13 protein-coding genes and 1 pseudogene are annotated in these 21,726 nt (G+C 45.0%); 4 read left to right on the top strand and 10 right to left on the bottom strand.

What is annotated here, in order from left to right; genetic code table 11:
- The 4 genes from KUA50_RS01905 to KUA50_RS01890 all read right to left on the bottom strand — a co-directional run bounded on the left by KUA50_RS01905 (position 1) and on the right by KUA50_RS01890 (position 2,083).
- Entirely contained in the window at positions 1 to 483 is a 483-nt protein-coding gene (locus KUA50_RS01905) for an energy transducer TonB (protein ID WP_218456929.1), read from the bottom strand.
- Between the two features lie 199 nt (positions 484 to 682).
- Positions 683 to 1,099: a hypothetical protein gene (locus tag KUA50_RS01900; protein ID WP_218456928.1), complete on the bottom strand. Its 417-nt coding sequence runs from the start codon at positions 1,097 to 1,099 to the stop codon at positions 683 to 685.
- A 308-nt stretch (positions 1,100 to 1,407) separates the two neighbouring features.
- The gene (locus KUA50_RS01895; RefSeq protein WP_218456927.1) at positions 1,408 to 1,797 is read right to left on the bottom strand and encodes a DUF86 domain-containing protein; all 390 of its coding nucleotides are present in this window, start codon (positions 1,795 to 1,797) and stop codon (positions 1,408 to 1,410) included.
- A complete protein-coding gene (locus KUA50_RS01890) occupies positions 1,784 to 2,083 on the bottom strand; it encodes a nucleotidyltransferase family protein (protein WP_218456926.1) in 300 nt (99 codons plus the stop codon). Before KUA50_RS01890 ends, KUA50_RS01895 begins: the two co-directional genes overlap by 14 nt.
- Positions 2,084 to 2,349: 266 nt before the next feature.
- Here KUA50_RS01890 and KUA50_RS01885 point away from each other — a divergent pair.
- From KUA50_RS01885 to KUA50_RS01875, 3 genes and pseudogenes are all read left to right on the top strand, one after another.
- A pseudogene (locus KUA50_RS01885) lies at positions 2,350 to 2,546 on the top strand (IS1380 family transposase); the annotation flags it as partial.
- 813 nt (positions 2,547 to 3,359) lie between these two features.
- Entirely contained in the window at positions 3,360 to 3,980 is a 621-nt protein-coding gene (locus KUA50_RS01880) for an HU family DNA-binding protein (protein ID WP_218457442.1), read from the top strand.
- A gap of 78 nt (positions 3,981 to 4,058) precedes the next feature.
- A complete protein-coding gene (locus KUA50_RS01875; protein ID WP_178035995.1) occupies positions 4,059 to 4,154 on the top strand; it encodes a smalltalk protein in 96 nt (31 codons plus the stop codon).
- A 491-nt stretch (positions 4,155 to 4,645) separates the two neighbouring features.
- Here KUA50_RS01875 and KUA50_RS01870 read toward each other — a convergent pair whose 3' ends face one another.
- From KUA50_RS01870 to KUA50_RS01850, 5 genes are all read right to left on the bottom strand, one after another.
- On the bottom strand, positions 4,646 to 6,742 hold the full coding sequence (locus tag KUA50_RS01870) for a glycoside hydrolase family 127 protein (RefSeq protein WP_218457478.1): 2,097 nt from the start codon (positions 6,740 to 6,742) through the stop codon (positions 4,646 to 4,648).
- An 828-nt stretch (positions 6,743 to 7,570) separates the two neighbouring features.
- Positions 7,571 to 10,132, bottom strand: coding sequence for a glycoside hydrolase family 2 TIM barrel-domain containing protein (locus tag KUA50_RS01865; protein ID WP_256624309.1), 2,562 nt, complete (start codon positions 10,130 to 10,132; stop codon positions 7,571 to 7,573).
- An 18-nt stretch (positions 10,133 to 10,150) separates the two neighbouring features.
- Positions 10,151 to 11,767 carry a rhamnogalacturonan acetylesterase gene (locus tag KUA50_RS01860; RefSeq protein WP_413777439.1) on the bottom strand — a complete coding sequence of 539 codons (1,617 nt, stop codon included), beginning with the start codon at positions 11,765 to 11,767 and terminating at the stop codon, positions 10,151 to 10,153.
- 163 nt (positions 11,768 to 11,930) lie between these two features.
- Complete coding sequence (locus KUA50_RS01855) at positions 11,931 to 14,054, bottom strand: rhamnogalacturonan lyase (protein WP_256624310.1); 2,124 nt, start codon at positions 14,052 to 14,054, stop codon at positions 11,931 to 11,933.
- 322 nt (positions 14,055 to 14,376) lie between these two features.
- Positions 14,377 to 18,987 carry an autotransporter-associated beta strand repeat-containing protein gene (locus KUA50_RS01850; protein ID WP_218457443.1) on the bottom strand — a complete coding sequence of 1,537 codons (4,611 nt, stop codon included), beginning with the start codon at positions 18,985 to 18,987 and terminating at the stop codon, positions 14,377 to 14,379.
- 309 nt (positions 18,988 to 19,296) lie between these two features.
- Here KUA50_RS01850 and KUA50_RS01845 point away from each other — a divergent pair, with 309 nt between their 5' ends.
- A complete protein-coding gene (locus KUA50_RS01845) occupies positions 19,297 to 19,518 on the top strand; it encodes a hypothetical protein (RefSeq protein WP_218457444.1) in 222 nt (73 codons plus the stop codon).
- On the opposite strand, the gene KUA50_RS01840 is transcribed toward KUA50_RS01845, so the two are convergent.
- Complete coding sequence (locus KUA50_RS01840; RefSeq protein WP_218457445.1) at positions 19,506 to 21,629, bottom strand: hypothetical protein; 2,124 nt, start codon at positions 21,627 to 21,629, stop codon at positions 19,506 to 19,508. The genes KUA50_RS01845 and KUA50_RS01840 overlap by 13 nt on opposite strands.
- Positions 21,630 to 21,726 lie beyond the last annotated feature (97 nt).

Raw genomic sequence — 21,726 nt, 5'->3', positions numbered from 1 at the left:
TTACTTCATTAAAACTGATTTATTACTGCTGCCATAGCCGATAATCTTGACATCTACTTTTGAATGGATTAAAGTTGGTGAACCTTGTATCTTGTATTGGAAGTAGATTGTATCTATTTTCTCTGTTGTGGCTATTTTGAGAGTTTTAACTTGATTGAATATTTCCAATGTTATCTTTTTGAATTTTTTATTGTCGCAAATAACCACTCTTTTTTTTACAATATATCCTCGTTGGTCTGTCTTGTATTCAACAGCAACGTATGCCTCCAAATTATTTTTTTGAAACTCAATAGGATATTTACATTTTCTTTTCAATTCGTTTATAAACAACTCTTTATTTCTATAGTCAGGATTACCTGTGCTTACTTGGCATACATCAAATAGTTGCGGAGATGTTCCCACAAGAGACACATTAGTATTGGAGTTGCATGAACCAAATACTACCAAAACTGTCAATAATATAATACCCACTAATTCCTTCATCTTTATTCTATATGATTTTATCTATAACTCCACTTTAAAAAGTGGAGTCTTGCAATAAATCATTAGCACTATAAAAACATCTAAAAAAACAAATAATTTTATCAGAAAAGGACACACCAAAAGATATAATATTACATCACTATGATGCGTCCTCTTCATCTTTATTTCAGTCTATTAATATTTCAAATTCATTAAATTTCTAATTCATCAAGGCAGATATCTGCTCCTCTGTCAGCCCCGAAGCCTGAACAACCTTATCCATAGGTATACCCATGGCAAGAAGATTCTTGGCAATTTCGAGTTTTCCTTCAGCTCTTCCTTGCTCTCTTCCTTCAGCTCTGCCTTCAGCTCTACCTTGCTCTCTTCCTTCAGCTCTACCTTCAGCTCTTCCTTCAGCTCTACCTTGCTCTCTTCCTTCAGCTCTTCCCTTTTCTATTTCCATGCGCTTCTGCTCCTCCTCCCATTTTTGGGTGGCATACAGGTCACGCATCACCTTGATGTCCTCGTCATATAGCTCTCGCTCCTCAGGAGTGAGCTTTCTGAGGTCACCTATCTCAGCCAGCATACGGAAGACTGGATTTTTGTCCACAAAAGGCATTTCCTTCAACTTTTCCATATTCTTAATTATATATATCCAACAATCAAATTTGTTAATATTTTAAATTTTGTTCGCGCTTGTACGCACTTGATTGCATTCTGAGGGCAAAGATACGGTTTATTTTCTAAACTTGCAAGTCTTAAGGCAGTTTTTTCTGTTTTTTAGAATGAAAAATAATCAGTTTTCTATAAAGAAAAATTAGTGGCCAATAAAATTGGACACATTAATTAATCTTTTACCTTTACACTCAAATAGTCCCTTAAAAAGGGGATAAATGTATGAAATGGGGGGCTGAAAGTACGAAATGACAAAACGGCTACCTGACATTACTCATCAAGTATCCGTTTTAAAGATTCTATCATTTCCTGAATTGCCTTTTTCAAAGGTTGCAACTCATTTTCTATAATCCACCAAATCTGATCGGCATCAATCTCAAAATAATGATGAGCTATGATATCACGTAACCCTTTCACATTTTTCCAATCAATTTCAGGATGAGTTGTAAGGAGTTCTCCTCTAGTAACCTTATCAAGTCCCTTTAAACTTTCTCCTATAGCAATAAATTGCATACATATGGAATCAAGAATTGCTACACCAGTAGAAGACATCAGAAAATCATCGCCACAATGATAAGGTTGTGAACGCTCTTCTATATGCTCAATAGAAATATGCACTCTATTAAGTATATCCAATGCTACATACTTATCGAATTGCATAGATTCCATCCCGTTCAATTCTTGATTTAAAGAAAGGATTCATGTTTTTGTGAATACGCACTACATCAACTGAGCACTTGAACAAGCCCTCTAAAAACTCTTTCAAGTCGGCCAATAAAAATGGATTAGGAGTTTCTGTTTCTACACAAATATCCAAATCGCTTTGCTCTGTTTGCTCATTTCGTGATACGGAACCAAAAATGCGCAAGGTCTTGATTCCAAAATCTCTAGTAATCTTGGAACTATTTTGCCTTATTATTGCTATATAATCTTGAACTGTTCTCATAACACCTATCTTTAAACAGTGCAAATATAAGAAATTATCTGGTATCTTCCAAACTTTTTGCCAAGTTTTTGCAATTCATCCCACAAAATATCATTTTAAAACTTTGATACATTCCTTATTTCCGCAACACTATAATTTAAATGTTTTTTATAAGCACCTGAGCAACAAAAAAGTTGCTCAGGATTTTGCCATGTCAGAAATTTCACTTATCTTCTGATGTGCGTATATCTTTGTGGTGGCAAGGAACGCATCTTCGATGACATGAACGTAACTTCTACAAAGCTATTATGCAGAGATTGAAAACCCGTGAATTGGATTGCGTGCCACCAGCAGAATCAAGACCTTTGTGTTCAAGTTCATCTCTGTTCCTGCAAAATGGATTAAGACGTCACGTAGGTACGTATTGAACATTTATTCAGACAACTATGCTTATGCCAACCTGTTCAAGACAGACTTTGGTTAAAGACCATGCTTTTCTGGTTAAAAAAAATAAACTGACATTACTGAAATTGACATTGATAGATAGGAGACTGAATGTTATAGCAAAAATAACTTTTCAAGAAATCGCACAGCTACAAAACTATAGAAACAGTGCGATGTCAATTTCAGTTTATTCAGTTTTTTTTCGGAGGGGTATATCTCTCTACTTACTAATTGAAATGATATTTTTTATATTATATATTATATATATATAATAATATAATATACATTCTGTTTCGAAAAATAATAGGCACAAAAAAAACTGAATAAACTGAAATTGACATCGCTCAAGACTGTTCTTTGTTTGGAAAAAAATCAAGATTTTCAAGTAAAAACCAAGATTTTCTTGAAAAACAGGAAAGAATTTCAGAAAATCAGGCTTTGATCTGAGAAAAAGAAACAAGTATCTTTAAAAAGGATTTTTTGAGTTTCTAAGGAGTTTTTCAGAGAAGATTACAGATTGAAAGTAAAATCAAAGATAAATGAGATAAGAAAGGAATAATCAAGATGGTATAATTCTGATATATAGGCACATAACAATGCTTACAATATGAAAAAACATAGTTTAAGAAAAGGAAAAATATAGATTTGCGCCCCACAAAACTATACTTTACAGTTTTTAACATTTGATTATTTTCAAAACTCACATAACTCGGCGATTTAATTTGGCTGCAAAAGAAAAAAGCAGTACCTTTGCATCAGAAATCAGAACAAGAAGCATGACTGGTTCTTCTGTCTGAAAGAGAAAAATTCATTCACATATTTATATTATTAACCCTTTAAAAACTAAAAAATTATGGCAAAACGAGGAACATTGAAGTATCGTAAAATTACTCGCACTCCACAGAGTGGAGAAAATGCAAACAAGAAAATGTGGTACGCCACCACCGTAACCGACCGAGAAGTGAGCTTTGAGGATTTCGTGACCCACGTATCCGAGCACAACTCTCCTTACTCCCGAGGCACTGTCCACGGAGTTTTGATGGACACACTCGACTGCCTGCAGGAACTCATCCTCGACGGCAAGAGCGTACGTTTCGCCGACCTCGGTCTCTTCTCCATCGGCATGACTTCCAAGGGTGTGGAGTCTAAGGACAAGGTTTCTGCTGCCAGTGTAGAGGGCGTTCACCTCATCCTGCGCAATACCAAGTCCTGGAGCAACACAGAACTTCGCAAGAAGTGTCGTATCGAGGAGTACAACGCCTACGAAAACACCGAAGATACCGGTAATACTAATGGCGATGACCCAAATCAGGGCGGAGACCCAAATCAGGGCGGCTCAACGCAAGGCGGAGGTTCTAACACAGGAACCGAGGGAAGCGGTTCTCAGGGCGGTTCTCAGGGAAGCGGAAGCAACCCATCCGGTGGCAACACTGAGGGAAGCGGAAGTGACGACGGATCCTATGATTTGAAGTAATCCCTACCTCTCCTTCTCACCAAAATCGCAGCATAAACTGCTAATTCATTCATTATTAACCCTTTAAAAACTAAACAAATGAAGAAAGAAACTTGGAAAACAATTCTGCAAATCGCGATCAGCGTACTCACTGCATTGGCTACCACTTTGGGTATTACTTCGTGCAGTCTGTAAAATCAAATGAGTGCAGCCGACAAAGGCTGAAAGACAAAGCCGAAAAGGGCTGAAAACCAAAAGAGGGTGTGTCAGAAATTCATGACACATCCTCTTTTTTTTTATTTCATCAAAATTTTTCTTCATCGATTTTTCTTCATCGGATTTCACGGAGTTATCGGAACATTCTTGCTCTTCGGATTACTCACGGATTTTCGCAGATATTTGGCCGCTGGCCAATAGCTGGCGCCCCAAAGGAGCTGCTATTAGTTTGTCACGCAGATTTCGCAGATGACGCAGATTTTTCTTCGTGGAAGTTTTTTGTCCCACAGATTTCACAGATTTTCACAGATTTTTATGGGATCTCTGGTGAATCGCTTTGTCCACTCTCAGGGGGTATCTGTATCGACCGAACAGGTCGCATCCGCGAAAATCCGTGAGTAATCGCCGCAGCAGGAAACCTCCGAATAAATTCCGTGTCATCCGATGAATAAAAAATGAATCGATGAGACCTACTTCTCCAAAGCCTGCAAATCCTGATAGAACCAGACATTCATCTGATTGGCTCCTCTATGATTCCAAGCATAATAAGGAATCAAAGTGAGCTTCTGATTCTTCACGGAAACCTTGCCATCAGCAGCCTGATCGAGCACCTGAGCAGCGGTCTGGATAGCCTTCACTGAGAACGCAGGAGCACCCTTAGTCTCTGTATTTGAAATGCTATAACCATCTATCACAGAAAAAGCTGGATTCTTGGCTACAACGCAGCGAAGAACAGGAGCACCATCATTATCCACTGCCTCTGCGCAATACACTAATGGACCACGCTCTACTGCCACCTTGCCTCTGTCGTCAGCCACTTTTCCGTTAGCCACAACCGTGCGTACAGGCATATCAAAATGGATGCGGATCACATCACCCTTCCTGATATTCTTCACAGGCAGATAACCCTTGTTGGCAGCCAGATCAGCCTCCACAGCCTTGCCGTTCACGCTCACGCTATAAGCAGGTTGCTCGGCATCACTATACTTATAAAGGTCGCTCGGAACCACCTGATTGCGAACCCATCCAGGAATGCGCACCAGCAGATTGGCACCCTTCACACCACTCTTCTTTACCACAATCTTGATATCGCCATTCCAAGGATACTCAGTAGTCTCCTCCAGCACCACTTCCTTGCCCATCACCTGGATGGTAGAAGTATTTCCGGCAAAGAGATTCACATAGATATCCTTGTCCTTCACGCCATAGAGATAACCCGGCAATGAAGGGATGAAACGGCTCAGATTGCTCGGGCAGCAGGCACAGCCAAACCAAGGTTGGCGGGTGGTGGTACCGTCGGCATTAAACTTGTATTTGCCATCGCTCGACAATGGGTTCGGATAGAAGAAGCGGCCTCCGTCCATGCTCATGCCCGAAATCACACCATTATAAAGTGTGCGCTCCAGACAGTCGATATACTTGCTCTCGCCATGCAGGAGGAACATGCGCTCATTGAGATACACCTGGGCAATGGCAGCGCAAGTCTCGTTGTAGGCAGTCATGTTAGGCAACTCATAGTCGGCTCCGAAAGCCTCTCCGGCATGACGGGCACCCACACCGCCCGTGAGATAATACTTCTTGGAAACGATATTGTTCCAGATGCGGTCGATGGTCTTGATATAATCCGAATCACGCGTCAGGGCAGCCACATCAGCGATTCCGGCATACATATATCCGGCACGCACGGCATGTCCCCAAGCCTCGTTCTGCTTCAGGATAGGCTTATCGCTCTGGCTATAGGCATCGTGGATAGAGGTAGTACCGCGGGCATCGAGGAAGTATTTAGCCTCGTCGAGATACTTCTTTTCGCCCGTAAGGGTGTAGAGGCGGGCAAGTGCCATTTCGGCTATCTGATGACCCGGCACAACCCTGTGCTGACCGGCTTGAGGACCCACTTCCCTGATCACACAGTCGGCATATCGCTTGGCAATATCGAGGAATTTTCTGCTGCCCGTAGCCTGATAATGGGCGCAGGCTGCATCCACCATGTGACCGAGATTATAAAGCTCATGGCTCAGCACTTCCACCTTGCTCCAGCGGGTAGCGCCCGACCAGCCGTGAGGATGTTTCGGATTGATGGTACGAGCGGTATAGAGATATCCGTCAGGCTCCTGCGCAGCGCCCACCACATTGAGCACACTGTCGATATAGGCCTTCATCTTCTTGTCGGGATAGGTCTGCAGGATATAGCTGGCTCCCTCGATGGTCTTATAGACATCGGTATCATCAAAAGAGAAGCCCATAAACTTGCTCACGTCCCACTCCTTGGTATCGAGACCGGCATGTCCGGGATGCTGCAAGGTATAGGCAGCCATCTCAAAATTCTTGTAGCGGTGCTCGCTCTCACACTTGCTGAAAGCCAACGGCACAGTCACCTCTCGGGCAGCCTTCAGACGCGCACCCCAAAAGGTATTCTGAGCGATTTTCACACTGGTAAAGGGTACCTGAACAAAAGGATAACCATTGTCCAGAACTTTGGATTTCTGGGATGCTGAACTCTTAGACTTCGCTGAAGAAGCCTTGGTAGAAGCACCAGCAGACTTGGCTGAAGAAGCCGTGGCAGCCATAGCCGAAGCCTGCAACGCAGCAGGAGCAAACATTGCGGCAGAGAGTAAGACTGCAGAAAAAATTCTTTTTTTCATCATTTTATTAGGTATTTTATAGTTATATTGTTGCATTTAATTATTCTGATATACTCAAGTTTCGTTTGTAAGCTCCACACGCCTAGAACCAACGGTCACCGGCGCATAGCGGAAAGGTAAAGGACAGAAGCCCCTTGCCCTGGGTAGGAGCTTTTGGGCCTTCAGCCCGTACTTAAACCACATGCGAAACTTCTGTGATATATATACGATTGAAAAACTAACTCCCTCAAAAAGGTGTAAGTTTGACACAAATCGTTTTCGGATGCAAAAATAATAAAACTTTCAATACAAAGCAAATAACTATCAATAAAAAATGGGCACAAATCACGAAAATCATGATAAATGCCCACATTTATAACCATTTTATACCCTATCGGGAGTATCCTAATACTGTGCTCTTAAAATTATACCCTATCGGGAGTAGCCTATATTTTTTAACCAATTTTATACCCTATCGGGACAAAATTAGATATAAAAAACAGTTTTTTACTACTCTAAGCGATGTCAATTTCAGTTTATTCAGTTTTTTTTGTGCATAAACAAGCGAATAAAGGCTAAAGAAAGATATTCAAGAACCCCTTGAAAGTTATAGTCCCCACTTTGAAAAAGTTCAGGAACCACATTAAAAAGTTCAGGAACCCCATTAAAAAATCAGGAACCATTAAAAATCAAGAACCATAAAAAAAACAGGAACCATTAAAAAAGTTCCAAAAAACCTTTTAATAAAAGATTTCAAGGAACTTTTTCAAAACACTATTTTGTGACTAATACGATTCTCTTTGTTTTAAGATTGCTTTTCTGAACGCCAGATGCAGCAGACTGATGACCAGAAGCAGCAGACTGAACGCCAGACACCGCATTCTCGCAAGCAACTGTCAATTCAACCTTAGACGGCTGAGTTCCAGCTCTTAAGATTACAAGCGCAGAACCCTGATAGAGCGCACGCTCGGCAGTCTTGTTCAACTGCTTCTTGCCCACGTGCAACTCATCCGAATTAATATTTCCGTTATCCACCGCCACGATATCCGCGTCGCCCTTCACCGTGAAAGTCAACTTGCTGAAGGCGTTCTTATCCTTCAGGTTCATCACTCTCCTGCCTTTCTTATCTACGGCATACACTCTCACGTGCATCAGATCCTGTCCGTCAGCATGCCAGGTTTCAGCATCAGGCACCATCTTCAGCGCCACAGCCTCGCCCGTAGTCTCTATCTGATGACGAGCCACAACCTTGCCATTCTTCCGAGCCACAGCCAGCAGAGTGCCAGGCGCATAAGCGATGCCGTCCCACTTGATACGGGCACGCAACTTAGGGTCGTCACTGTTCTTCTTCACACCTAAACTCTTACCGTTCAGGAATAGCTCCACCTCGTCACCATTGGTATAGGTATAGAGCGAAACCTTCTCACCTGCCTCCCGGTTCCAGTTCTCAGAAAGCTTACCAGCCGAAACATTGATGCCGTTCCACTGCACATTGCCACCAGCCTTCTCGATGATGCCGATATGCACAGTAGGCTCGTCAGAGAACATACTTTTCACGAAATAAGCATCCGGTTTCGGTTGCAGAGACAGGTCGAAAACACCCTGATTCCAGCCCTTAACAGGCCATCCCATACTCTCGCCCAGATAGTCGATGGCACCCCAGTAAGCCAACCCGAGCACCTTATCGCGGTCCATCTCATAGAAGTTAGGACCCATCGCAGCCGTGCTCGCCTCACTCTGATAGAACGTCTTTTCCGGATAGCGCTTCATGTCGCCAGGGAAGTACATATACCTATAATTATAGGAATTCACCTCGGTTGCCACAGCCAGATCAGCTGGAATGGAATCGGTATCCAGATTGCGATAGCGCGGATGCATGGCCACGGTAGTGAGACGGGTGTCGTCGTAGCGATGGAGCAGTTGCTTCTGCAGTTCATAAGCCGTCACACCCCAGTCATTGAAAGGCAGATTGGAATACTGCTGCAGTTCATTACCCAAACTCCAGAGCACCACAGACGGATGATTTCTATCTCGCTTCACCCATTCAGGAATATCCTTCTGCCAGAGACTCTCCCAATCTACTCTGCCACCGGCATACTGCGCCAACCACTTATCATAGAGTTCATCCACTACGAGAATACCCAATCTGTCGCAAAGTCTAAGAAAGTCTTCGCTATAGGGATTATGGGAAGTTCTCACATGATTGAATCCGAACTCTTTCATCATCTTGAGTCGCTTCTCAATGGCACGTGGATAGGCTGCTGCACCTAACGCACCGAGCGTATGATGATTGGCAAAACCCTGCAGGAGCACCTTCTTGCCATTAACGAGCAGACCATGCTGCGGATTCATCTCGATGGTTCTCACACCAAAGGGTTCTCGTATCTGGTCAGCCACCTTTCCCTCGTTATCGTAAAGCGTAACCTCGGCAGTATATAAATAAGGTGTATCGCACGACCAGAGTTTGGCATTCTCTATCTTGATAGCCGGCAGTTCATACTCTCTGTCACGCCACTTGGCATTGAAATCCACATCCGTTTTCTGCTGCGCCACAACATGGCCGTCAGCATCCAAGATTCTGACTTCTACAGGAATAAAAGTTCCAGGAGCCTTCACCTTTTTCTGCTGGTTGAAGATGTTTGCACGAATCTTTACTTCCTGATTGTTGACGGTACGGATGAAGAGTGGATGGCGAGGGAAATACAAATCCTTGTCGGTGACGATAAGATTGACATCCCGATAAAGACCTGCACCGGTAAACCAGCGGGAGTTGTTCGGATTGCGGGTATCTGCCTTCACTGCAATCTCATTGACTTCGCCAAACTTGAGCAACTTGCTCACATCTACATCAAAGCCGAGGTAACCATAGTCAGTACCACCTATCCGCTTACCATTGAGGTAAACATCGCCCACGAGCATGATGCCCTGGAAATCGAGGAGAATGCGCTTGCCCTTCCACTCAGCCTTCGGAGTCAGTTCATAGCGATACCAGCCGATACCCATTTCCTTGAAGCCACGTGGACTCAAACGGCTGCGAACATTGCTACCAGCATCACTATTATCAGGACGTTCGCTGGCATCAGGAGCCACCCAGTCCTGTCCGATCAGGAAATCGTGAGGAAGGTTGACCACCTCATCGTTAGCCTGCAAATTCTTCAACATATTCACGTCGGAAACATCCCCACGATGGAACTGCCAACCTCTGTCGAGAGAAATCGTATCTCGGACTGATGCAGAAGCAGTGCCAGTAAATGCAGAAGCAGTGCCAGCAGAAGCATTACCAGCAGCTGAAACCAACATCAGCAGGCCAGAGTAGAAAAAATATTTTGTTGTCATATATTTCATTCAAAATTATTATTTCAAATATTTAGCCAAAGGACTCTTCATCTTTTTCAATCCTTTCGCCACACACTTTGCATTATGACGAGCACCCTTGAGAGAGGTGTGCGTATGATCTTTCTTGTAATATTCTTTCACTTTCTCCTTACCTATCTTATCATAAGAATCGGCAGCGATATTGTGGAGGTCGAGGAAAGGAACTTCGGTCTCAGCCACCACCTCTCTGTACCACTTGCCATAGGTATCGTTGCGACGCTCCATCTTGCCATGTGGCCACTCATTGCGAGGAGTCAGGGAAACCAAAATAGGATGAGCGCCCTTCTCGTAAACGTCCTGAATGAACTTCTTCAGATACCAGCCGAAAGAATAAACTACCTCAAACTGCTTGCTCTCCTGCATCTGATAGACATTGCAGGTATCCTTAGCACAAGGGATGGAACCGCGCATCTTCTTATCGGTCAAGGAACAGATGTCGTTATGACCGAACTCAATGAGCACGTAGTCGCCCGGCTGCAGACTGTTATATACCTTCTCCCATCTGCCCTCATTGAGGTAGGAACGGCTGCTGCGACCCGCCTTGGCAGCATTCACACAAGTAATCTTCTTAGGATTGAAAATGGTATAAGCCTGAGAGCCCCAGCCCCACATACCATCCTCTTCCTTGTCAGCATTCTTTACGGTACTGTCGCCAGTAAAGAAAACCACCGGTTTGCCCTTCTCTCGCTGAAAATTCTCCACCGGCAGAGCCACATTGATCATCATCGCCTGCAACGGAGCCAGACTTGGGTCCTTACTCTCTGCCAATCCCTCAGCAGCCGAACGGGCATTCATCATCGCACCGAAACGGGAGGTGTGGATATGGTCCTTGAAGAAGTGATACTTTTCCTTCCAATGACCGTAACTGTCGAGTTTGGCAGCCGAAATCTCATTCAGATCTACGAAAGGAACGCCCTCCTGCTCTGCCACCTGCTTCGCCCAGAGACCGAAAGTCTTATTCACGCGTACAATCTTATCATTCTCATCATAGGCATCACGAGGAGTAAGCGACATCAGGATAGGATGAGCCCCGAGCGCCTTGCAGTCGTTGATATACTTGCGCATATACTCGCCGTAGGTATAGACAGTCTCCTTCACGCCCGTCTCCTTGATGGTGACATTGAGCGAATCCTTGCCGATTCCAGGGATGCTGGCACGCGCACGACCGCTATCGTAAGGACCGTTATCATTATGGCCGATGGAGATGATCACCCAGTCGCCAGCCTTGATTCCCTTGCGCACATCCGGCCAGAGACGGTTGTAGAAAGTACGGCTGCTCATGCCTCCGAGTGCCTGATTTTCTACCGTAATCTTATTCTCGTCAAAGAACTCATGTTCGTAGTAGCCCCAGCCCCACTGACCGTTGTTACCATTGCCGAGCGTACCGTTGCGCATGGTAGAGTTGCCTATCAGGAAGAGCACAGGATTATTGCCCTTTCTGCTGGTTCCCGGTTGGATTCGGGCGGTCATCGCCTTGTTGAGACTGTCCACCGTATTATCAATCACATGGTTAACATCTTCCATCGGTTTTGCCACCTGGGCAAAAGAAGCAGTTGTTGCCGCCATCAGCGACATTGCAAACAATATTTTTTTCATTATTTATTTATATTTTTATTTTCTATTTTCACCAGTTTTTCACTTAGGCTCACTTTCAAGTTCACCAACTTTTCACTTTAGTTCCCTTTCGAGTTCACCAACTTTTCACTTAGGCTTCATCAGAGTTCACCATCTTTTCACTTAGGCTTCCCCTTTAAAGACTTTATTTGATTTTCCAATCTTTCTCCTCTAAATAAAAACCGAGATGTGGCGGCTGGTTGTACCCCACATTCTGCCAAGCCACACTCAGGCGATAGATGTGATCGTGCATGAGCGTAGGGATGCGGTATTCCGTCGGGATATTCGTAGTGAAAATATTCAGATGAGAGGCATCGCTCTCGTCCCAATAGATCACCTCCTCACGCCAGTCACCGAAGATATCAGCCTGCAGATTAGGAGTAGCCTTCGTCCAGTTGTTGCTCACAGAATGCCCCATATCGCAGAGGTGTTTGCCATTGCTCAAAGGCAGCGGCACCGCCTTCTTTCCGTTCCACTTCTGCAGGTACGGAGCAAAATGCGGTCTGCGACCATTGGCAAGCAGTTCGTCCTGCAGGTCGCCATCCCAGTAGATTCTGAAGTTCATCGCCGGCATTTTGGAAGGGTCGTTAGCAATCACTTTTCCATGACAATCCCTTACTTCCTTACTGTCTAAGCTCCACATTTCAAAGCCCCGATGACGCCCGTCAATATCCGCAGCCACACCCCTTCCGGTATCGTCTCTATCCAGCGTACGGTAGAGAATCTCGCCAGTACGGGCATCCCGAAAATCAGAACCATAAGGCTTCTCTTCGTGTACCATAAAGACTTCCAACCCCGGTCTGTCTGGGTCGAGATCAGAGAGATGGAGCGCATCACCATGACCGAGCCCCGTGGAATACAACAGACTTCCATCGTGATTGATGGCTGCCGAACCATAGGTTATCTCGTCGCATCCATCACCATCCGCATCGCCAACTGCCAGACTATGGGCGCCCTGTGCAAAGGCCGTCGCCGAGAGCCCATGCGCCTCCTTGATTACCTTGCCATCGCCATCCATCACCACCCAGTCGTGAGGCGTAAGAGAGGCGTGCAACCACTTCGTCTTCAGATGTTTACCATCAAAATCCACTGCCCAGAGATAAGAGCGGGTGTAGTATCCTCGGCACATCACGGCACTCGGGCGATGGGCTGCCCCATCGAGATAAGCCACGCCAGCGAGGTATCTTTCGCCACGGTTGCCATAGTTGTCTTTATCGCCCCAAACAGACGAATAAGCAGGGAACCCATCAGCCTCAAGTCGTTCACCCTCAGCCACTTGCCTGCCCACACCGAAAGCCCTGTTAGGATTGTACCAGATGGTATGCATCGCCTTACCCGTCTCACCATTGAAGACCGTGAGCAGTTCCGGACCATTCTTGATACGTCCCCGATTGTTGCGATAATCTACCGCATTATCGAGCGAACGGATCTCTGCATCAGTAGCCGATTCGCTGACGAAGGAGCCCTGTCCATCGACACTTCCAGCAGAAGTCTTGCAAATCATTTCAGACTTTCCATCGCCATCAAAGTCGAAAACCAAGAACTGGGTATAGTGGGCACCGGCACGGATATTCTTGCCAAGATTGATGCGCCAAAGCTGGGTTCCGTCGAGCTTATAACAGTCGAAGATTACATCGCCCGTATAGCCATCGTGGGAATTGTCATGGGAGTTGGAAGGGTCCCATTTCACAATCAGTTCATACTCGCCGTCGCCATCCACATCGCCCACGCTACAGTCGTTTGGAGAGTAGGTATAGACCCTGCCGTCGGGAGCAGTCCCGCCCTCAGGACGGTGGATGGGCAGCGACTTATACAGATCCGTCCAAGGCTTCACTGGTTTAGAAACCTCCCGTTGCATCGGGGCACCCATCTTCGGCTCATCCTGATAACTGATCAGGCGATAAGAATGTGCAGGAGAACCTTTTACGTCAGTAAAGTTGGTTGCCCGGATATGATGAGCGATCACTTTTCCATCCCGCTCTATATCAAAACAGACATTCTTGCTGTCTGTACCGAGGAGTCGCCAACTGAGAAAAATCCCCTTTCCGGCAGCCGGCAAAGCTACCAGTCCACGGTCGAGACGTTCCATCGGAAATTGTGAAGATTTCTGCCCAAATGCACTATTTTGCTGACCATAAGCGAAACCATTCTGTTCATAGACGTTTCTCTCCTGTCTATAGACACTACTCTCCTGTCCATAAGCGCAATTATTTCCAAATGCGCTGAAGACAGAAAGAAGCGAAAAAATATATAATTGTCTTTTTCCCATCAGTAGATTGTCTTTTCAGACATTTATTATAAATTTAGAATTTCTCTGCAAAAGTAAAAAAAATAATGCAATTTTCGCTTTATATTTTGCTTATTTTTCTCTATTTTTTGGCAGGGGCTTTTTTAAAGGTAAAAAGGTAAAAAGGGTTTTTTAAAGGTAAAAAAGTAAAAAGGGATAATGAAGTGAGAAAGACGATAAAATGAGAAAGGAGAAATGAGAAAATAAGAGGGCGTGCCATAGACTTATGACACACCCTCGTTTAGATTTCATTAACTATATTATAACCAGCAAACTAAAGTCTTTACTGAAAATTTTTCTTGGATTACTTCAAGGTAACCTTGATAGTTCCCTTAGCAGTACGGACAATGTACAAGCCAGGAGCCAAGCCACGACTCTTCAAGTCGCTCTGCAAGGTAGCCATAGAAGTCTGCAAACTTGTCATGCGGAAGCCGTTGAGCGTATAGACTTCTGCCTGGAATGAACCAGCATCAAAACCAATCTCACGGATACCTGTAGCATTGGCTACATAGACTACTCCCTCTGTAAGGAACTTGCTTGTATCCCAACCCAAACCAGCAGGGAGCGCCTGCAAGTCAAATGTAGGAGTACCGCTGATTGTGCCAGCACAGTCAACAACACGCACATAGTCACCCTCAGCTGGAGTCCAACCATTCGCATTGTATGTGACATAGATGGTACCATTCAGAGTAGCATTGCCACCTACCTTCAGATATGCCCAGCCGAGACTCTTGCTTCCTGTATATGCATTGACAACGAGAGAATCAGCCTTGGCCCTGTTCACATAAATGCTGGAACCATCGTAGGCTACCAGGTTCTTCTGGATATTGATAACGCCCGTATTGCTGGTCTGAGCTGTAGGCTTATTAGTTCCTGGGCGCAAGGTACCGCCATTCAAAAGGTTGATACCGTATGCATAACCCACGCCACAAAGCTCACCGGCACCCTGAATATTGAGGATGGTTGGAGAAGTCATAGATGTAGTCGCAGTTGCCTTGTTCAGTTTCACGAATCCATCAAGAATCTTCAGCGACTTGGCATTGGCAAGTACATTCTCACTGGAGATGGTCCAGATACCCGTACCATTCTTCACCACATGGCTACCATTGATAGAACCCTTGAACTCAAAGTTCGTATTTTTGCCACCAATCGTCAAAGTATTGGTACCAGAACCGAAGTTTCCACCATTACTGATATAGCCGGAACCTGTCAAGGCACCGATAGCAAAACTCTTGCCGTTGGTACAGAATGCATAGTCTTTGGTGAAACGTGAATCTACATTGAGCGTTGCCAATGGAATACCATAAGCATTGTTGAAATCAAATACTGGCTCGTAAGCATTCTTGGTGCCGCGCTTTGCATTGATGGTTCCGGCAAACTTGCTCCAGTCGCCCTTGAAAGAACAGCGGATCCAAGTACCATAGATGTCGATGGTTCCCTCGCCGGTCAGCTTACCTGTATAGTCACAACGCCCATCAGGATACCAAATTCCCGACTTACCCTTAGGCACCTCGATATTCACATTATCCGAGTTGTTGCTGTAGATACTGTTGGAAGCCTGCAGCACCACCTTGCTGCCATTCAGCACAATCGTCTTGCCATTGAAATGGGCATCCTGGAAGTCATAGACTGTTCCGGCATTGATATAGAGCTTGTCGAAATCGGCTGCACAGTTGAGCTGCAGTGTACCACTACCCAACTTGTAGAGATCACGGTTGGCTCCCTTATTCATCTTGCTGATACCGCCATTCACAATCAGGTTTGTACCAGTATAAGTCTCTATCTGACCGCCATTCTCGCCCAATACAATCGGATGAGAAGAAGTCATGGAAGCATTTACCCACAACTTACCTTGGTTGGACATGGTAATGGTATTGTCGGCTGCACCTAACGAACCATATTCGAGACCATCCTTATTGGCAAGCGTTGCTGGACGGAGATAACCGCCATCAATATAGGTACCGCCCGTATATCGGTTGGTATTCTTGATATTGACTGCACTCTTACCCTTCAAAGTGACAGAGCCATTGCCCTCGATAGCGCCCTTACCAGACAAGGTATATACCTTACTGTTATTGTTGAAGACGATGTTGCCAGGAGCGAGGTCCTCATTGATCTCTACGTCAGTCTTAACGGCTGCATCATTGAAGGTTACGTTATCACCTGAAACGAATTTATTATCGGAAGAAGCGAAGTTCTCAGACTCCATCAGGTCCCATATAGAACCGTTGGCACCAGTCCAGACTACAGACTCGCTGTCGCGTGAATCGCTCACCCTAATAGTCAACTTGCCATCAGCATACTTTAAACTGTATTTCTCGCCAGAGAGGCCTTCCACGGTGATGTCAGCCAACTTGCCAGTCAGTTCGCCTACCTCTGCCAGTGTATAGGTACCAGGCTGAGGAGCCGATGTAAACTCGAATACTGGAGCTGAATACTGAGGACCGTTCGCCCAGTTCTTCTTTTCGATACTCATCTTGCCAGCCACGAGCTTATCTACATTCCCGCCGTTCACATCGAAGATGACGCGAGCACCGAAACCGAGCTGGAGATCAGAAGTAATAAGCGTACCCACCTGGTCCTTACCGCCCGGACGGATGATAGAACCATAGTCGGCCTTGATACCGCCCTTGAAGTTACCGCCGTTGGAATTCAACTCCGCAAAGCGGTTCAGCCATACCGGACTCTTCTCCATCGTTCCGTCAAACTGCAACGTACCTGCCCATACATCAGTCTTGCCAGTGTAGGTCTGGGTTACGTTAGGAAGAACGAGTGTACCGTCGCCCTGCTTCACTAAGCGCATATTGCCAGAGAAAGCACCGCCAGTGAGGGTATGAGTATAGTAGGTATATTTGATTTCAGTATCCTTTACCTTGCACTCGCTGGCAGCCGTACCCTGCACCCATGAAGGAGCATTGTCGATAAAGATAGCAGGAGCAGCACCATCAGCCACAGCTACCGTGGCATCGCCATTGGTAGAAAGCAAAGCGTGCTTGCCGTCCAAAGACTTAGAGATAGAAGAACCTACCTCTTCACGACCCCTAGTGGTGAGTGGTGGAGGAGCTATCGTGATGCCTTCCAGTTCACCGAGGAAGTAAGAAGCGTGAGGAGGCTGGTTGTAACCGCATGGCTGCCATACCATCGCATTGCGATACTGATGATCGTACCACAGAGAGTAGTTGCGCCAAGGAGTCGGAGTCGTAGTGGTATAGATGCGGATATTGTTATCGGCAGTACGCTCAATAACTTCCTCACGCCAGTCGCCGAACACATCGCCCTGAAAACAAGGAGTTGCCTTGGTTGAATTGTTGGAATAAGCGCCCGTGAAGGTTGCTATAGTGCCCTGTCCAGGCTTGGTTACCTCTGTATTATTGAAGCATTCCTCCTGCAAATCGCCATCCCAGTAGATACGGAAGTTCATGCTCAGACCATTCGTATTCGGAGATACATGTTCATTGGTAACGGTAGATATAGGCGTATCATGCGCACTATGACCTACGGCACCAGGAATGTCATTATAGAAATTACCAGCCAGGCAGCGACCGTCATCATTGGTATCTGTCTTGCGATAATATATCTTGCTGGTAGTTGCATCGCGATAGTTGTTGGAAGGAGCATCCTCGTTGCAGGCAAACATCTCCTGACCATGGATATAAGGATTAAAATCACTTACATGCTGAGCATCGCCATGACCGAGACCAGTAGTGGAAAGTCCCTTGCCATTATCGTCGATAACCATAGAACCCCATACTATCTCATCACGTCCATCCCAATCCACATCGGCAATGATATAGTTGTGATAACCCTGTCCATACCAAGGAGAACCCGGCTGGTTGTTGGTCCACTTCCAGCGAACATTCAGCGCATGAGTATTAGGATCCACATCGTATGCGATAAACTTGTGGCGGGTATAGATACCACGACCCAGGAAGATGCTTGGATGCTTGCCATCCAGATAAGGAGCACCGAAGAAGTACTTACTGCTGCGATGACCATAACCATCACCCCAAGCTGTCTTCAAATCAGTCTCGCCTGCTTCCAGACGCTTCAATGGGAAATCTATGCACTGGTATGGCTTACCCGTAGCACCCTCGCAATACCAGAGGAACTCCTTGCCATAGTGGGTAAACCATTCTACGCTTCCTTCAGCCTTTGGCTGGCGATAGTTAGTCCATGTAGAACCATTCTTGCCGTCAGCACCAATGGTATAAGTGGTACCATCAGCCATGTGGACGGTAGAGCCTTCTTCGAGACGCATTACGACTTCTGCCTTACCGTCCATATCCCAGTCGTAACCTACGATATTCTGCTCGTTGTTTTGGAAGTCGCCCATGTTAGGACCACAATTTACCCACCAGAGAATCTTACCGTCCTGCTTCAGACAGGCCAGCATAGTATATTCCTTGGTCTCAACGCCATTGATGGTAGGTCCATTCTTAGGATAAAGCTGTTCACCTTCCTGCTGGTTGGTGAACTTCATCAGAATCTCCAACTCGCCATCGCCATCCACATCGGCGCAGCAGGCATCGTTAGGGATATAAGTTGACTTCAGGGCAGCAGGATACTGGATTTTTATTTCCTTATAATTTGAGTTGAATACAGTAGCAGCCTTAGAAGCTGCCTGCTCTACCCCATTCACTACTGCCTTTACGGTATAAGTGTTGCTTGATGAACCAGACTTATCTGTAAAGTTGGAAACATCGAGGGGTTCAGAATTTAATTTCATACCATTTCTGTAAAGATTGTACTTTACATCATAGTATTCATCGGCCTGGATACGCCAAGAGCAGTACACACCATTTGTGGTTTGCACTGCAATGAGTCCACGATCCAACTTATCGGTAAAGCGCTGGGCATTTGCTCCCATACTTACCAACAATGCTAAAGCAGATGTTGCGAGTAGTTTTTTATTCATTATTGTAGGTTTTATTGTTTTATTCTTGTTTATTATCGATTCTTGTCGATTATTGTTGTTTATTCAGGTTTAACTGATTTGTTGGCAAAAGTACACAGAATATTTGAGAAAGCATCCATAAAATATGATATTTAACCTTTTTATTTTGAGAAAAACAAAAAAATAGGGAACAAAGGGGAAGAAGGAAAGAAGAAAAGAAGAAAGGGAGAAAGAAAATGAAAAGATGAGAAGGTATAAGAAAAAAGGAAAGAAGGAAAGAAGAAAAAGAGAAAGACAAGAAAATGACAAATTAGAAATTACAAATGAGAAATGAGAGAGGAAGGGAAAGAGGAAAGAGGACAAAAAAGAGAAGAAGACAGAGAAAGGAAAGAAGACAAAAAAGGAAAGAGGAAAGAGAAGGACAAGAAAGAGAGACAAAGAAAGGGATGCATCCCTGCATCCCTTTACATGAAAATGATTGATTCAATCTCGGCAAATTATAGAAACCATAATTGCCAATGCTTTATCTATGAAACAAATTACTTAAGCTGAGCACCTGCTACAGAGAATGTCTTGCCATCCTTGACGATAACAACACCATTCTTAGTAACAACCTTCTTCACTGCTGAAGCTGAGGTCTCTGCTGTATTTACATTCTTGATACCAGAAACGCCTGGCACAAAGCCCTTATAAGTCATTACCTTTACATCGCAGAGAGCTGTATCGTAACGGAAGAGATTGAAATTCTCACCTGCTACACAAACAGTTGTCTTGTTGCAATCACCCTTGTCAGGACGGTCGTAACCACCACGAGTGTGAACGATGTAGAAGTTTGGCTTGTTAGCATCATCAGATGTATATTTAGCGTCGAGACTTAAAGTAGCATTGGTAACAGCAGTGTTGTAGTAAACGATACCCTCGAGTGGGAAGATGCTCCATGCAGAAGCTACATACTTAGAGTTGGCAATGAAGTCTGCAGTTGGAGCCAAAGGAGCAAATGCTGTTGTTGCATCCTCAGGAACCTGAACATTCCACTTGGCATCATTAGTACCAATACTTTCCATACCATAGAAACCATGACCCTTCTTGGTAGATACATAGTTAGAAGCATCTGCATCTGTACAAGCTGTAGCATTACCATTTTCATCATAACCATACATCTGGGTTGAATAAGCGCGGTCCCAATGTGACTTGTTGGCATTATCAACAATCTCAGTTACAGTGAAGCCAGTCTTTGCTGCATCGCACTCCTCCTTAGACCAAGCGTAGTTCTTCTTATCAGCTACTACGTACTCAACATCGTTTTCTACAGTAACCTTCTCTGATGGAGCATACCAAGGCATATCTGCAGGGTGGGTACCGTCGTATGAATAAAGTTCCAAAGATCCCTTACCTTCCAATGTGATAGTCTCACCTGTCAACACTTTACCCTCCTCTACTTGACCATCAACAGTCTTCTTATAGTGGATAGTAACTGTAGGCTTCATCAAAGTCTCAGAGTTATCAGCCACAATCTGATAAACCTTCTTGTAGCCCTCTTCTACGTTAACAATTGAAGCAGATGGTGTAGGCATGGTAATCTGCTCACAAACTACGTCGTTGACAACCTCGTTAGACTTGTTGGTCTCGTCATCCTCAAGAGTTGTCCAAACCTTCAACTGGCCAGACTTGTTGCAGAAGATAATCTTAGAACCGCCTTCGCCGGTGGTCTCCATCTCGCGGGTATCAGTTGCATCACCATAAGCTACAGAACACTCCTCACCATCAGCATAAGCATTACTACTAAGGTCCTCAGCATCACCGAGCTGAGTCCAATGCAATACATGACCCTCTGGGAAGGTTACGTAATAAGCACGCTGCTCACCGATAGCAGCAAACAAATCTACAGAAGGCTCCTGAGCGAATGGACCCTCAGCCTCGTAAGAAAGACCGATGTTAGAGAGCTGGTGAGTAGAAGTACCGTTCATACCGAATACGAAGATACCGGCACGATCCTCTGTACATGTATAGTTATGAACACCTGTCTTCAACACTGTACCTTCTTCATCTGCAATAGTGTAAGTTGCAGTCTTAGCTTCTGTGTTGATGGCAACAGCAAACTTGTAAGTCTTCTGGCTTGAGAGGGTAAGAGTCTCCTCTGTAGTCTGATTCCAGTCGTTCTTTGCTGTTGGCTCCTCGTTAATCCAAATAGTGTAATCACCATTAGCGGCAGCAGGCTTCTCGCCTACTCTCCAACGGAAGAAATAGTCATCACCTTCGTTAACCTTGTACCAGTGATAGTTGTGAGTACTTACACGATTATCAGAAGAAGTACAGATACCTACAGGAAGAAGTGTAAACTCCATGTCTGCACGGGCAGCCATGTTAGACATGTTCAAGTCCATGGTGAACTTGTAGGTGTGATTAGGAAGAGTAGCAGGATCTACACCAGCCCATGCAGCCTCATTCCAGAAATAGTTGAGCATACGACCACCATTCTTCTTGTTCTGTACCTCAAGGTAGTCCTTACCAGGTGTTGCTGCGAAGTTACCTGCATCCTGGATAATCCAGCCCTCAGACATCTTATCAGTTGGCACCTTGAAGAAGTACTTGTCCATCACCTGAGCCTTTGCTGTCATTGCGAATACAGCCAAAAGCATTGCAATAAAAGTAAACTTTTTCATTGTTAAAACGTTTAGTTGTTAATAATTTGATTTTAATATGTTGTCCTTATCCCAAATCATCTGCCCACCCGAAGGTGGGCGAAATGATTTCTGACAG

This window comes from Segatella hominis (assembly GCF_019249725.2).
Classification (GTDB): domain Bacteria; phylum Bacteroidota; class Bacteroidia; order Bacteroidales; family Bacteroidaceae; genus Prevotella.
This window is presented reverse-complemented; position numbering and strand designations above follow the sequence as displayed.